This is a genomic window from Sporosarcina sp. ACRSL (assembly GCF_022346605.1).
Taxonomy (GTDB): Bacteria; Bacillota; Bacilli; order Bacillales_A; family Planococcaceae; genus Sporosarcina.
In genome coordinates this window covers 55264-69381 of sequence record NZ_JAKRNT010000002.1, presented here as the reverse complement: position 1 = coordinate 69381, position 14118 = coordinate 55264, and the positions used below count along the sequence as shown (strand labels likewise).

The window sequence follows — 14118 nt, the reverse complement described above, 5'->3', positions numbered from 1 at the left end:
CCTTCCGGAAAAATAAAAACCGGGAGGCGTCTGACGTTATTGAGAATCCCCTACAATGACCCGAATCCTTTCCTTCTTTTCTGCTTCGCTTTTATATTCAAAGAATCCGAGCTGATTCCCCCAAGGGTCTGCGAAAGTTCCCCATCTGACCGGAACCTCTTCTCTTGAATGAAGTTCAAAGGATTCCACTCCTAGCTCCTGCTGAACCCGATTGCGCTCCTCTTCAATGTCAAGAACTCCCAAGCGGATTGGACCAGAATTCATGGAAGGATGACCTTCCGCAACTTGCAGCCAGCAGCCCGGAAGAAGCTCCCACTCAGCGAACCCTTCATGGGGAATGAAATCTGGTTCTCTTTTAAGCAAGGTTGTATACCACTGTTGCCCTTTTTCAAACTCAGATACGCGGACTTGAATTGTCATTTCATAAATCAATCGAATCACCTTTTCACTGTTATTCAAACAACGCAACTTCCGGATCTTTTCTAGCGCAATATACAAGCATGGCATGCAGCTGTCCGCGGTGATGATAGAGGTGAGAAGAGATTTCTAGCAGCCACTCAAACCGTGTATAGGAAACGCCCCAGTAGGAAGTTGTCGTTTGCATAAGATCTTCCTCTGTATATTTAAAATAACGGTTCTCCAATGAAGTGAAGTTAGCCAGCAGAGCTTCTTTCATTTCAGCTATGGATTGAAGGGGATTAGAGGAATAATATGTGCTCATCTGTTCCTCGGAAGCCTCGTCTGAAATAAGAAGGTCTGCCTGGCAAATAAGAGAGACATGGGCCAGCAGCTGTCCGATGGAGAACTTGTTGTCAGTCGGTTTTACGTCTAATTCGCTCGGCTCCAATTGGTCCATCATAGTAGTGATAGACCGTACTGCTATCGAAATTTGATTCAACGTGGCCTTTACGTATGCATTCATTTTGTCACCTGTTTTCTAATAGGAGCAGACCTCGATACGGTTCCCGTCAGGATCTGTCGCTATGAAATATTTCGCTCCCTCTTCCATGATAGCGCCAACGTCTGTACCGTGAGATGAAAGATAAACATGCGCTTCCTCAATTGATGGTGTATATAAGCTGAATAGGCTATTGCTCATTTGTTGTTTATGTTGATTGACACAGAGCGTGATGGATGTGTCTCCGAATGAGATCGCTTGATACATTCCATTGTCATCTTTCCATCCGGGTATACCACCTAACACTTCCACATAAAAGTGCAGTGCCTTTTCAAGACGTTGAACCGGAATGAAAACTGTATCGACTTTTTCAAATAGCATTGTTTTTGCAAGGCCTCCCGTTACGAAATTGCATCAAATGCCCTCAGTACCCTCAAATTATCAAGCGTCAGCACGCCGCTCCATTCCTGTTTTGCCGTTTCCCAAACATCTTCAAACCGCCCCCACGCCCATGTCGGTTTCCAGCTGCCGTCTTCCGATTGGGTTGATCGGAGATGCTGGATGTTGGCAGGGATGATTTCTTTAAAATCTTCATATAGAAAAGACGTCGGAGACGATACGACTTGAAGAGGGAGCAGGCAATAGTCATGCCACTTTTCCGGATTCGTCGTCACGCTATGTTGTGCAATCTCACGTACTCTATCGGAAATCTTGTCTGCTTCTTCGGCCGGCAATTCTCTCGTCAATTTCAACAAGCACTGCAATTCATGGAAATCGTTTGTCGCCTCTTCGTTGACGTATGCAACTGCATGGGCTGTAAGCTTTTCAAGAAAATCCTCAGGGACAAGGCCTTTATAATGATGGAGCAATCCTGTCATTTCAGCGCTCGGATTACCCCATGGCCAATCGCCGCCGTAATTCCACCAGATGGCACGTGGCGCTGTCTCCACTTCCTTCGGGACAATTTCCCAACCCATCTTTTCTTCGTCAAATGTATGGAGGGCATATTGAATAGCCTGTTGCACCATCGGCTCCGATTCATCCGCCCCGATGCGGATCAAATGCTGCAACCCAATTGTTGTCGCTAACGTCGAAGAGGCTTCACACCGGAAATCGGGTTCCAATCCTTTTCCGAAACCACCGTCTTCATTTTGATAAGCTTTCAATTCTTCCAACACTGGCTCGCGGCTGCGGTTCTCAAATTCAAATTCGAATAGCGCCTTTTCCAATGGACGTGCTGTTGATTTGAGAAATTCTGTGGCATGTTGGAATTGATCAGCAGATAGTTTTTCCATATGAATCCCTACTTTCAAGATAAATGATTGATATGGATGTATTCGCTATCGTCTTATGTAAATCCTTCCAGTTTCAAAATAATTGGCCCTTATATGGTGCAATATGATTATCTGAAAACCGCGACCGCCTGAACCTCCGTCCGAACCGCCTGAAGTAGGATCGTGACCGCCTAAAACTTCGTCGAAACCGCCTGAAGCAACATTGCGACCGCCTGAAACTTCGTCAAAACCGCCTGAAATCTCGCCACAACCGCCTAAAACAACATTGAAATCGTCTAATAACAGCCTTTTACTTAGAGCGTTCCGCAAAACAAATAAAAAGATGAAGGAAAATGTAGCTTTCCTTCATCCGTTTACGTTCATTAAAACTCAGATTCGGCAAGTGCTCTTGCAATCGCATCTTCAATCGGCGCGACTGGCCCGGTGATGTAATTATTGATCATGATGGAGAAAATCAATTCCGTACCGTCTTTCGCTGTTACATAACCGGAGAGGGTGGAGACGCCTGTGATGGAGCCGGTTTTCGCTTTGACGTTGCCGGCTGTCAATCCATCGCCCATCCGGTTCCGGAGTGTACCGCCGACCATCCGTTCAGGATTGCCTGCAATCGGTAAGGATGCTTCAAAAGCAGGGAACCAGCTTTTCCCTTGAATGTTATACAACAGTTTCGATAGTTCATCCGCAGAAACGAGGTTTTTATGCGACATGCCGGAGCCGTCGCGGAGAACGACTGTATCCGTGTTGACGCCGAATTGTTTCAGCTTCTCCTTCATAACTGCTAGCCCCGCGTCCCAGCTGCCTTCGCCGCGTTGTACTTTCCCCATTTCCTTCACTAATGTTTCCGCATGCCCGTTGTTGCTTAACTTCATGAATGGAATGAAAAGCTCGCTAAGCGGCATTGATTTTTTTGAAGTGAGAACAGTTGCCCCACTAGGCGTTACACCTGTCTTCATTCCGCCATTTCCAACAAATTGGATGCCTTCTGCTTCTAGCGATTTATTGAATACATCAAGCGCTAGCATTGAAGGATCCCAGACGGCTGACCATGAACGGGATACCGTACCTTCGAGTGGCATTTTCCCTTTAATGATAATCCGGTTTGTTCCATGCTCACGTGCGATGGAGATGCTCTTCGCTTCGCCTTTTGCAACAGTCGTTGCGTTATTAACGATTACAACTGAGTCTGTTTGTGGAGTAAGGGTCACTTTCGGAAGATCTCCTGCTTTATTGCCAGGATTCACTTCGACGATTACAGTTCCTGCATCATAGTCCTCGTTCGGTGAAAGCGTCAGTGCAGACACTTGCGCTCCGACATAATTATGCTCATCCGACCAGTTCAAATCTTGCGAATAGCGGACGTCGTCGTACCAACTGTCGTCGGCGATCAAGTTGCCGTTAATTTTGTTGATCCCTTTCGCTTTTAATTCCTTCGCGAATTGATCCAAATCCTTTTTCATTAACGTCGGGTCGCCTTTACCTTTTAGATAAAGATTGCCTTGAAGCATGTTCCCTTTCACTTGACCGTCCGTCAGAACTTCCGTTGAAAAACGGTAATCCGGCCCTAATATGTCCATTGCTGTTGAACCTGTCAGCAATTTCATATTGGAAGCAGGGCGGAGGCGGATGTCGCCGAAGTGGGAATAAATCGATTCACCCGTATCGGCTTTTCGAACACTGACCCCGGTAATTCCCCCTTGGAGCTTCGGGTCTTTCAAGATTGCCTGTAATTTTTGATCTAAAGTTGTCGAATCAATGGATGCTACGGGAGTCGTTTCCCCGGATGCGGCGACAGATGAATACGTTCCTTCATGTGTTACCGGAAATACGGCGATCAACGCAATGGCCATTGCGAGGAAAGCCTTTTTGAAAATACATTGCTTTTTCATTAACATGCTCACATCCTTTCATCCTTTGTATTTGATTGTACGCCATCTTCATCAAGGTGGGTAGATGAAAAATGCAGAATATTAGCAATTAAAGCGTTTTTCCTAAGTGGGTAGGTAGTCGTTACTAATTATATGTTTGGAGGGCTTTGCCCATACGTGAACTAACAGTTGCGAAGAACAGAGGTTCAGGTAGAATTATGTATATTCATACTAGTAAGGAAGTGTCGGAATGATGCAGTACACTTTGTCACCATTGGGCGACCAAGCTGTTGTCATAGAAGTTGGCAAACAGATCGACACATCATCCGAGCAGAAAGTGAAGGCGGTTGTCTCTCGGTTGGAAGCAGAAGCACCGCCATGGATGATTGAATACATACCTGCTTATACGACCGTTACTGTCCTTTATTCGATACGGGAATTCCTTAAAGAGGATAGTCCGTATAAGGCCGTTTGCGAGCGGATTCGCGAGTTGCTAGAAGATGTGAAGGAATCCGCTGCCACGCAGCAAAAAGTTGTGAAGATCCCTGTTTTGTATGGCGGCGAATTTGGTCCGGATTTGGACTTTGTTGCGAAGTATAATGGTTTGACGGCAGATGAAGTCATCGAGATCCACACGTCGGGAGATTACAAGGTACATATGATAGGCTTTGCACCGGGTTTCCCGTTCATCGGGGGAATGTCCGAAAAAATCGGTGCGCCAAGACGAACGACACCTCGGTTGAAAATACCTGCACGCTCTGTCGGGATTGCGGGAGTGCAGACGGGAGTTTATCCGATCGAAACGCCAGGGGGCTGGCAACTAATCGGGAGAACACCGCTTGAGTTGTTCCTTCCGGATGAGGATCCTCCGAGTTTGCTTGCCGCGGGGGATATAATTCAGTTTTACGAGATAACGAGAGATGAGTATGAAGACTTGAGAGGTGGCGCCGAATGATTGAGGTTCGTAAGCCGGGTCTTCATGATACAGTTCAAGATTTGGGAAGGTACGGATACCAGAAATTCGGTGTCGTGGCAGGTGGCGCCATGGACCCATTCTCTCATCGGGTTGCAAATTTGCTAGTCGGGAATAAGGAGACGGAAGCAACACTTGAAATGACACTCGTCGGTCCGCATCTTTTATTTAAGGAAGATGCCCTGATTGCCATTTGTGGCGGGGATCTAGCTCCGGCAATTGAAGGCATAGCTGTACCGATGTGGAAATCGGTGTTCATTCGAAAGGGAAGCGAATTGCGGTTCGGAGCGGCGAAGGCGGGGGGCAGGGCCTATTTGTCGGTCGCTGGCGGGTTTGACATGCCGGTTGTGCTCGGAAGCCGGTCGACGTATGTGAAGGCGCGGCTTGGTGGATTGAATGGAAGGGCGGTCGGGAAAGGGGATGTCCTTCATGTTGGTCCGCCAACGATGTATTCTGTGGCCATGGAGGAAAAGCTCGCATCAGACGAACCTTTTCAGGCGGCAGATTGGCAAGTTGCGCGTCATCTCCTTCCTCGTCTATCGAACCATTCTGAGATACGGGTCATGCAGGGCAGGCAATATGAGTTGTTTGACGAGGAGAGCCATTATAAGTTTTGGAATGAATCATTCACCGTCAGTTCGCAATCGGATCGGATGGGCTACCGAATCAGTGGTCCTATATTGCAGCTGAAAGAGCCGATGGAAATGGTGTCTGAAGCGGTTACGTATGGCTCCATCCAAGTTCCTGCGGACGGAAATCCGATCATTTTGGCTGCTGATCGGCAGACGACAGGCGGTTATCCGAAAATCGGGCAGCTGGCTTCAGTTGATTCTACAAAGCTTGCGCAGGCGAAGGCGGGAGATCGCCTTTCATTCAAAGAAGTGACAATCGAAGAATCACAAAGGTTGTTTGCCAAACAGGAAATGAATTTGAAGGAACTACGAGCAGCGATTCGAAATAAATGTAGATAGGGGTTTTTGGAATGGCATTTGTAGTCGATTTGAATTGTGATATGGGCGAGAGCTTTGGCGCGTATGTTATGGGGAATGACGAAGCAATTTTGGAGACGATTACGTCGGCGAATATTGCTTGCGGATTCCACGCAGGTGACCCGACGACGATGCGAAGGACGGTGCGGTTGGCCCTAGAGAAAAACGTCGGCATCGGCGTGCATCCCGGCTTGCCGGATTTAGCAGGATTCGGACGTAGAGAAATGGCGATTTCTGCGGAGGAAGTTTTTGACCTCGTCGTTTATCAAATAGGAGCTTTGGCTGGGGTCGCAAAAGCGGAAGGAGGCCGGTTGCAACATGTGAAGCCGCATGGCGCGCTTTATAATATGGCGGCTGTGAACCATGAGTTATCCGAAGCGATTGCAGAAGCTGTTTATAAAGTAGATCCGGTATTGATTCTCTTCGGGCTAGCGGGCAGCGAGCTAGTCAAGGCAGGGGAGAGGATCGGGTTGAAGGTGGCGCATGAAGTGTTTGCGGACTGGACTTATCAAGCGGACGGAACATTGACTTCGCGCAAGAAGCCGAATGCATTGATCACCGATTATGAAGTCGCTATTCGCCAAATTATTCGGATGGTGAAGGAAGGCAAGGTGACTGCGACGGACGGAACGGAAGTTGCGATTCAAGCCGATACGATTTGTATTCATGGGGATGGGAAGACAGCGGTGGAGTTTGCGAGGGTGATACCGGGTGCATTGGAGAGGGAAGGGGTCAGGGTTAGGAAGATTGGCGACGTTTTGGCTGGACGTTGCTAGATAATGAACAACGGGGGTGAGTTCATGAAAAGGGCAAATCTATTTCTACTAATCGTTCTATTGCTTTTACTAAGCGCTTGTGGGCATGTTTCATCAGTTTATACAGCTTCACTATTAGTTGTAATTGAGAAAGACCATGTAGACGAAGACTATTGGATAATTGCTTATGATCCTAATAACCAAACCGAAGAGGAAGCGTTTCAGATTATGGTTGATAATGAATTGCTTTGGAACAATATCAAGGTAGATGAAGAGTATGCTGCTTCCTATACAAAAGAAGGAAATAAACCGTGGGTGTTGGAGGAGATTAAGTAGACTTCGGAAGTGGATGGAAAATTTTCAGCAAACAAGGAAGTGATTATTATGAGGCTTGATGGAAAAAATGTAATTCTCTCAAGAGTTACTCCGGATGATTTGGATTTTGTTTGTGAACTAGAATGTAATAAAGATATTTGGTTTTATGAAGAACATGTTGAATCAGATAGAAATGTCGTTAAAGAAACGTACCTACAAAAGATGAATACTCCACATAGTTATGATTTTATTGTCAAAAGCACTGTAGATGGAGAAGTAAAATCAATCGGTCTGGCCCAAATTTGGTGTTATGTAGAGCATAGAAAGAGTTGGGAGCTTGGTTTTGCAATTCTTCCTAGTTACCAAGGAAACGGATTTGGGTATGAAACAACGAAGCTTTTACTAGAGTTTGCGTTCGAAAGATTACAGGCTCATAAAGTAGTCGGTATGTGCAATTGCAACAATCTTAAATCTGTAAAATTAATGGAGAGCTTGAGTATGAAAAGAGAGGGAACATTTAAAGAAGAACTGTTCTGGAATAACCAATGGCATGATCAATATTTTTATTCAATACTGGATAGAGAGTATTTAAATAATTCATCAACGAAACAAAACCACCTCGCTTAAATTACACGAAGTGGTTTTTTCTCATTTATTCCCCTAAATCAACATTATGATAAACTTGCTGAACGTCTTCCAAGTCATCCAACGCGTCGATCATTTTTTCGAATTGCGCTTGTGCGTCAGCGTCCAACTCGACATCGTTTTGTGCCAACATTGTCAGTTCAGCGACGGAGAATTCAGTGATGCCGGCGCCTTTCAATGCTTCTTGCACAGCGTGGAATTGATCCGGTTCCGCGTATACGATGACAGTATCTTCTTCTTCCAAAATATCGCGGACTTCGATGTCTTCTTCCATTAGAAGTTCGAGCACTTCGTCAGCTGTTTTACCTTCCAAGCCGAAGACGGCAGTTGCGTCGAACATATACGCAACGGAGCCGCTGACGCCCATGTTTCCGCCGTTTTTCCCGAATGCTGCGCGCACTTCGGAAGCGGTGCGGTTGACGTTGTTCGTAAGCGCGTCGACGATAACCATCGAGCCATTCGGGCCGAAGCCTTCGTAACGAAGCTCGTCATAGTTTTCCTCAGCGCCGCCTTTCGCTTTCTCAATCGCACGGTCGATGATCGCTTTTGGCACGTTGTACGTCTTTGCGCGCTCAATGACCATTTTGAGATTCTGGTTCAACTCGGGATCAGGGTCACCTTGTTTTGCTGCTACATATAATTCACGCCCGAACTTTGCGTAAATACGGCTCGTATTCGCATCCTTCGAAGCTTTTTTCTCTTTAATATTATTCCATTTCCGGCCCATCTTTTTCACTCTCTCTTTCACTATGAGCTTAGATTCGTCGAGCTATTATACACCCGTTGCATGAATGCTGACAAGTGAAAAATCCTTTAATTGGAATGTAGTAAGTTCTCATTCCTGTGCAAAGTTTAGTTGTTTTCTAGTTCTTGTCTATAGCATAAAGCATTTTTTGAATGAAATCTTGACCCCCGTCAAGTTTTCACTTTTTAAACGAGGAAAAGTGCCTTATACTGAATGTGGCACTACATTTTCGAATAGAGAGGAAACGTGGGCATGGAACTTGTATATAAAGGTAAAACGAAAGACGTTTATAAATTGGAAGATGGCAATGTTTTATTGACATTCAAAGATGACGTCACCGGGGAAGACGGCGTGTTCGATCCGGGTGCAAATACAGTGGGGCTGACGATTGAAGGCGCGGGGCAATCAGGCTTGCGCATGACAAAATTCTTTTTTGAGAAATTGGCGGATCGAGGGATTCCGACACATTATATCGACGCGAATATCGAAAACGCGACGATGACAGTGAAACCGGCAACTGTGTTTGGAAAAGGGCTTGAAGTGATTTGCCGTTTCCGCGCGGTCGGAAGCTTCTTGCGCCGGTACGGAGCGTACTGCGAAGAAGGACAACCGTTGGACGCATTTGTCGAAGTGACGATCAAAGACGACGACCGCAATGACCCGCCGATTACGAAAGACGCGTTGGCGCAGCTCGGCATTTTGACGAAAGACGAGTATGATGTTTTGGAGAAGTTGACGAAGGACATTTCGACTGTCGTGAAAGAGGAGCTTGCGGCGAAGGGGCTTGAACTGTATGACATCAAGCTCGAATTCGGACGCGATCCTAAAGGTGATATCATGCTCATCGACGAAATTTCCGGTGGGAATATGAGAGTGTATCAAGACGGTGAGTATGTAGCACCGCTTGACTTGGAGAAATTAGTGTTAGCTTAAAATAGGTAAACCGCTGCTCATTTCAATGAAGGGGAATGAGCGGCGGTTTTTCTATTTGTAATTTACTCCTGCGGCCAAAGGGGGAGGTGGCGCGTCCAAAGTAAGGGGTTGCGCGTCCAAAGCGAGTGGTTGCGCGTCCAAAGCGAGCGGTTGGGCGTCCAAAGTGAGTGGTTGAGTGCCTCAACGTCCAAAGTCGATGTCCCATCGCTCAAAGCCGTAGCTCCCGCGCTCAAAGCCGTAGCTCCCGCGCTCAAAGCCGTAGCTCTCGCGCTCAAAGCCGTAGCTCCCGCGCTCAAAGCCGGTGCTCCCGCGCTCAAAGCCGGTGCTCTCGCGCTCAAAGTCGTTCCCCCCGCGCTCAAAGCCGTAACTCCCGCGCTCAAAGCCGGTGCTCCCGCGCTCAAAGCCGATGCTCTCGCGTTCAAAGTCAATGCCCCCAAGCTCAAAGCTGTAGCTCCCACGCTCAAAGCAATCCGCCCGCACCCAATTCTCCGCACTCAAGCATTCGACAAAACAACGGGAAAAATTCCCACTCATAAAACAGCGGCAGTTGGGTATGCTTGGCAAGAGTAAATGTGGAGGAGGAACTACAATGAAGCAAAAACTGATAATTGTCCTACTTTTGAGTGCCATTCTTGCAGTGGCGGGATGTGGGAAAATGAAAAAAGAAACGCTGCCTGTTAGCGGGGAAAAGATGGAGGCGATCGTCGCTCCTTTATTGAATACAAAAGGGGATGAGATCGGCGAAGTCACATTGGTCCAGGAGACGGAAGGGGTGCTCATCAATGTGCAGGCGGAAGATTTGCCGCCTGGGATGCATGGTATTCACATCCATGAAACCGGCGTGTGTACACCACCGGATTTCACTTCAGCCGGAGCGCATTTCAATCCGACCGGGAAGGAACATGGCTTTGACAATCCGAAAGGCTTCCATTTAGGCGATTTGCCGAATATTGAAGTTGACCAGGAAGGAAAAGTGTCCATGAAGCTGACAACTTCTGAAATTACGTTGAAGAAGGGCATGGAAAATTCGATCCTTGATAAGGACGGAAGCGCCATCGTTATTCATGAAACGGCAGATGACTATAAGACCGATCCAGCAGGGAATTCAGGTGCACGGATTGCTTGTGCACCAATTACAGGGAAGAAATAAGAAAAAACCGGTCCAATGCGTGGACCGGTTTTTCATTCTTCATATTTAAGGCTTCAAAATCACTTTAATGCAATCATCTTCATGCTCGAAGAAATGATGATACGCAGCGGATGCTTCCTCCAACGGAACGACGTGCGTAATGATTTCCGTCGGATCGAATTCACCTTTTGTAATCTTGTCGAACAACATTGGCATGTAATGGACGACAGGGGCTTGCCCCATCTTTATCGTAATATTTCGTTCAAACATATTTCCAAGCGGGAACATATTGTAGAGCGATCCGTAGACGCCTGTCAGATGGATCGTCCCGAATTTGCGCACGGCCTGATAACCGATTTCTACAGCGCTCAACGTCCCGCCTTGCATCTTCAGCTTCTGACCGACTTTTTCCGCGATATTCTTCTTCCCGTCCATTCCGACACAATCGATGACGATGTCGACACCGCCGTTGGTAAGATCTTTAATATGCTCACCCATATTGTCATATTCGTCGAAATTAAAAGCTTCCACCTTGTTCATTTTAACAGCATGTTTCAGACGATAAGGGACATGGTCAACAGCTATAACGCGTTTCGCACCTTTCATCCAAGCGAACTTTTGCGCCATCAAGCCAACAGGGCCGCATCCAAGGACGGCAACCGTATCCCCTTTTTTCACTCCTGCATGCTCCACGCTCCAATAGGCAGTCGGCAGTACGTCGGACATGAACAACAGTGCCTCGTCCGGCAATTCGCAAGACTCAGGGATGACAAACGGAAGGAAATTCCCATAAGGGACACGCAAATATTCCGCCTGGCCGCCCGGATAATTCCCATAGCGTTCCGTGAACCCGAAATAACCGCCCGTATCCACATGGGGATTGCGGTTCGAATTATCACATTGGCTTTCCATCTCATTCTCACAATAAAAACATTGACCACATGATATATTGAACGGAATAACGACACGGTCGCCTTTTTTCACTTTCGTCACATTCGGACCGGTTTCTACGACAATTCCCATCGGTTCGTGGCCGATGACATAATCTTTCTGCGTCGGCAATGCACCTTGATAAATATGCAAGTCGGATCCGCAAATGGCCGTCGACGTCACCTTGATAATAATATCATCGGGCTTCTCAATCTTCGGAGCCTCCACTTTCTTCACTTGGATGTCTTTCACGCCTTGGTACGTTACTGCTTTCATTCGAACTCCTCCTTATCTATCTGTTCTCACACTTGTCTTCCCCGGAACAGATAGATGTACACATGAAAGAGTCATTGTAAGAAGAAGTTTTCCGTATAATAGGGCTGCGATTTCTCGTTAAAGGCGACGCCGATGCCGAGATGACTGTAATCTTTAATTAAAATATTATCCCGATGCCCTTTTGAATTCATGAGACCTTCATGCGCGAAAATGCTGCTTGACTGGCCGTATGCCAAGTTTTCGCCCGCCCTGCGGAACTTGATCCGATCCGCCTTCATCCGATCGAAAGGCGACTGCCCTTGTAAATTATCATGGCTAAAATAATCATTCGCCGCCATATCAAGGCTATGCTTGCGGGCTGTTTCAGCAATCGCATCATCCCAGTGCAAAATCGAGCGTCCGTGCCGAACACGAGCGGCATTCGTCAAATCGAAAAGCTGCTGTTCGAACCCATTGCGCAGAGATACATCTCCGCCTGCGTACATTCCGGATTTCTGCTGTTCAAGTGCGGTCGTAATCAGCTTGACAGCCGTTACGGTATCATCCCGATGAAGGTCGTAAAACACATACATATATGCACTTCCTACTTTAAAAAGATCCATCCCTTCATTTTCCTGAAGGATGTAGACGTACAAGCCTTTTCGGATTTCTTTCAGCGGCTCGCCATAGGCCTTGCGTACATCTGCTTTCGGTGTGCCGTACTGGATGCCCGCCTTCGATGAAATGAGATCGTCGTTCGTGTAGATTGCATTGACTTTCCATTTTTCATCGAAGGAAATCATGACGAAATTCTGGTAGTCTTCATGGTACGTAAACCATTCGGAACCGTATTCATTCAATGAACGGCTTTTCGGCTCGCCAAGCTCTGCTTTCACTTGTTGTTTCGTTGCGCCGAGCTCGATATTATGGATGGACATTGCGCTGTTGTCGGGTTTCGCCAATTCGGGCTTCGCCACTTTGTCAGGGATCATTTGCTCCATTTCGGATGTTTTTGAAGAAATATATAGAAATAATCGATTAGCAGTGTCGAGTGTGGAGCTCATGGCAGAATTGGCCGGCTTCGAGTCCAATACATCTACAATTTTTTCGTCGACCTGATTTAAGAAAGAAAGGTCGACGTATTTCGAAACGGGCTCTTCCCATAAAGGTCTTGCGAGATAAACTGCCACTATGAAAATGATAAATAGTAAAATCCGCTTCACGGAAATCGCCTCCTTTCTACTATTGTACCCGCCAAAGGGGCGATAGATACAGTGAGAACCATTGGTAGTTTGAGTCTTGGCGGAAAGGCGGTATACTTGTAGAACAATAATGGATCGGAGTATCGGACATGAAATTGACGAAGAAGATGCAAAGTGCACTGCTCATGGAAAACAATAGACAACTGTTCAAATGCCCGATCTGTTCTGCGGGGATGGAAATGGTTGATCATTCGAGGCTCGTCTGCCGGGACATGCATTCGTTTGACTTGGCGAAGAGCGGATATGTCAATTTAGCACCGCAAGCACATTCGACGAAATATGATAAATCGTTGTTTGAGGCGAGAACATTAGTTATGAATAGCGGCTATTTTGGACCTGTCCTTGAGAATGTTATAGCTCGTATAAATGACCATTTGACTGGAACAGAACATTCAGTCGTATTAGATGCAGGTTGTGGGGAAGGGACGCACTTACATGCAATTCATTCACAGCTAGGAACGGAATGCATCGGCATCGGTATCGACTTGGCGAAGGAAGGTATCGCGGCGGCATCGAAAAATTATCCTGGCATCATTTGGAGTGTGGCGGACCTTGCTGCCATGCCATTTGCCGATGCGCAGCTCGATGCGATTATCAATATTTTATCACCAGCCAATTACGCTGAATTCAACCGACTGTTAAAACCAGGCGGCATGATCGTGAAGGTCGTACCGGAGAGCGGCTATTTGCAGGAATTGCGTGATGCTTTCTATGAGGGGAAGCAGCAAAAAGAGGAAGCTGACCCATTGGAGCGTTTCCGCGAACAGTTCGACGCTGTGGAATCGGAACGACTGACGTATACGTTTTCATTGCCAGAAGGGTTGCTCGAGCCGTTGATTCGCATGACTCCGCTCACATGGAATGCGAGTGAAGAGCGGGTCCGTGAAGTTCTTTCGGCGGGGATGAAGGAGATTACGATTGACTTACGAGTAATTGTGGGTGTTCGACGGTAAGGCGTGTGGGAATAAATGGTCGAACGGTGATAATGTCATCGTGAGCGGTGATAATCCGGGTCTAAGCGGTGATAATGCATATGTGGGCGGTGATAACTTGTCCACAAGCGGTGATAAACACGACTAACCGGTGATAACCTGAACTTGTATGTTTTCTAGAAAAGGGAGATGGTAAG

Annotated in this window: 19 protein-coding genes; 10 read left to right on the top strand and 9 right to left on the bottom strand. The window is 46.9% G+C overall.

Going from position 1 to position 14118, the window contains the following annotated elements; all coding sequences use genetic code 11:
• Positions 1-36: 36 nt before the first annotated feature.
• The 6 genes from MHZ92_RS03450 to dacB are packed head-to-tail and all read right to left on the bottom strand — an operon-like array spanning position 37 to position 4085.
• Entirely contained in the window at positions 37-432 is a 396-nt protein-coding gene (locus tag MHZ92_RS03450) for a VOC family protein (protein WP_239430490.1), read from the bottom strand.
• A 19-nt stretch (positions 433-451) separates the two neighbouring features.
• Positions 452-922: a DinB family protein gene (locus tag MHZ92_RS03445; protein ID WP_239430152.1), complete on the bottom strand. Its 471-nt coding sequence runs from the start codon at positions 920-922 to the stop codon at positions 452-454.
• A gap of 15 nt (positions 923-937) precedes the next feature.
• Complete coding sequence (locus tag MHZ92_RS03440) at positions 938-1279, bottom strand: VOC family protein (protein ID WP_239430151.1); 342 nt, start codon at positions 1277-1279, stop codon at positions 938-940.
• 20 nt (positions 1280-1299) lie between these two features.
• Entirely contained in the window at positions 1300-2193 is an 894-nt protein-coding gene (locus tag MHZ92_RS03435) for a hypothetical protein (protein WP_239430150.1), read from the bottom strand.
• A gap of 45 nt (positions 2194-2238) precedes the next feature.
• Entirely contained in the window at positions 2239-2502 is a 264-nt protein-coding gene (locus MHZ92_RS03430) for a hypothetical protein (protein ID WP_239430149.1), read from the bottom strand.
• 53 nt (positions 2503-2555) lie between these two features.
• Positions 2556-4085 (bottom strand): D-alanyl-D-alanine carboxypeptidase/D-alanyl-D-alanine endopeptidase, encoded by a 1530-nt coding sequence (gene dacB, locus MHZ92_RS03425; RefSeq protein WP_239430489.1) that lies wholly within the window; start codon positions 4083-4085, stop codon positions 2556-2558.
• Between the two features lie 226 nt (positions 4086-4311).
• Here dacB and pxpB point away from each other — a divergent pair, with 226 nt between their 5' ends.
• From pxpB to MHZ92_RS03400, 5 genes are read left to right on the top strand one after another with little or no spacing between them, the layout of a single operon-like run.
• The gene (pxpB, locus tag MHZ92_RS03420; RefSeq protein WP_239430488.1) at positions 4312-5013 is read left to right on the top strand and encodes a 5-oxoprolinase subunit PxpB; all 702 of its coding nucleotides are present in this window, start codon (positions 4312-4314) and stop codon (positions 5011-5013) included.
• Positions 5010-6002, top strand: coding sequence for a biotin-dependent carboxyltransferase family protein (locus tag MHZ92_RS03415; RefSeq protein WP_239430148.1), 993 nt, complete (start codon positions 5010-5012; stop codon positions 6000-6002). Before pxpB ends, MHZ92_RS03415 begins: the two co-directional genes overlap by 4 nt.
• A gap of 11 nt (positions 6003-6013) precedes the next feature.
• The gene (locus MHZ92_RS03410) at positions 6014-6796 is read left to right on the top strand and encodes a LamB/YcsF family protein (RefSeq protein ID WP_239430147.1); all 783 of its coding nucleotides are present in this window, start codon (positions 6014-6016) and stop codon (positions 6794-6796) included.
• Positions 6797-6799: 3 nt separating this feature from the next.
• Positions 6800-7111, top strand: coding sequence for a hypothetical protein (locus tag MHZ92_RS03405; protein ID WP_239430146.1), 312 nt, complete (start codon positions 6800-6802; stop codon positions 7109-7111).
• Positions 7112-7120: 9 nt separating this feature from the next.
• Positions 7121-7717, top strand: coding sequence for a GNAT family N-acetyltransferase (locus MHZ92_RS03400; protein WP_239430145.1), 597 nt, complete (start codon positions 7121-7123; stop codon positions 7715-7717).
• Positions 7718-7742: 25 nt separating this feature from the next.
• Here MHZ92_RS03400 and MHZ92_RS03395 read toward each other — a convergent pair whose 3' ends face one another.
• On the bottom strand, positions 7743-8462 hold the full coding sequence (locus tag MHZ92_RS03395) for a YebC/PmpR family DNA-binding transcriptional regulator (protein ID WP_239430144.1): 720 nt from the start codon (positions 8460-8462) through the stop codon (positions 7743-7745).
• Between the two features lie 270 nt (positions 8463-8732).
• On the opposite strand from MHZ92_RS03395, the gene MHZ92_RS03390 reads away from it, so the two are divergent.
• The 3 genes from MHZ92_RS03390 to MHZ92_RS03380 all read left to right on the top strand — a co-directional run bounded on the left by MHZ92_RS03390 (position 8733) and on the right by MHZ92_RS03380 (position 10563).
• Complete coding sequence (locus tag MHZ92_RS03390) at positions 8733-9413, top strand: phosphoribosylaminoimidazolesuccinocarboxamide synthase (RefSeq protein ID WP_239430143.1); 681 nt, start codon at positions 8733-8735, stop codon at positions 9411-9413.
• A gap of 108 nt (positions 9414-9521) precedes the next feature.
• Positions 9522-9983, top strand: a complete 462-nt coding sequence (locus MHZ92_RS03385; RefSeq protein ID WP_239430142.1) for a hypothetical protein — start codon at positions 9522-9524, stop codon at positions 9981-9983.
• Between the two features lie 19 nt (positions 9984-10002).
• Positions 10003-10563 (top strand): superoxide dismutase family protein, encoded by a 561-nt coding sequence (locus tag MHZ92_RS03380; protein ID WP_239430141.1) that lies wholly within the window; start codon positions 10003-10005, stop codon positions 10561-10563.
• Positions 10564-10608: 45 nt separating this feature from the next.
• Here MHZ92_RS03380 and MHZ92_RS03375 read toward each other — a convergent pair whose 3' ends face one another.
• Complete coding sequence (locus tag MHZ92_RS03375; protein WP_239430140.1) at positions 10609-11748, bottom strand: zinc-dependent alcohol dehydrogenase; 1140 nt, start codon at positions 11746-11748, stop codon at positions 10609-10611.
• Between the two features lie 71 nt (positions 11749-11819).
• Positions 11820-12950 carry a CAP domain-containing protein gene (locus MHZ92_RS03370; protein ID WP_239430139.1) on the bottom strand — a complete coding sequence of 377 codons (1131 nt, stop codon included), beginning with the start codon at positions 12948-12950 and terminating at the stop codon, positions 11820-11822.
• Between the two features lie 128 nt (positions 12951-13078).
• Between MHZ92_RS03370 and MHZ92_RS03365 the strand changes: the two genes are divergently transcribed.
• A complete protein-coding gene (locus MHZ92_RS03365; protein ID WP_239430138.1) occupies positions 13079-13942 on the top strand; it encodes a methyltransferase domain-containing protein in 864 nt (287 codons plus the stop codon).
• Positions 13929-14069, top strand: a complete 141-nt coding sequence (locus tag MHZ92_RS03360) for a hypothetical protein (RefSeq protein ID WP_239430137.1) — start codon at positions 13929-13931, stop codon at positions 14067-14069. The genes MHZ92_RS03365 and MHZ92_RS03360 overlap by 14 nt, the downstream gene beginning before the upstream one ends.
• Positions 14070-14118 lie beyond the last annotated feature (49 nt).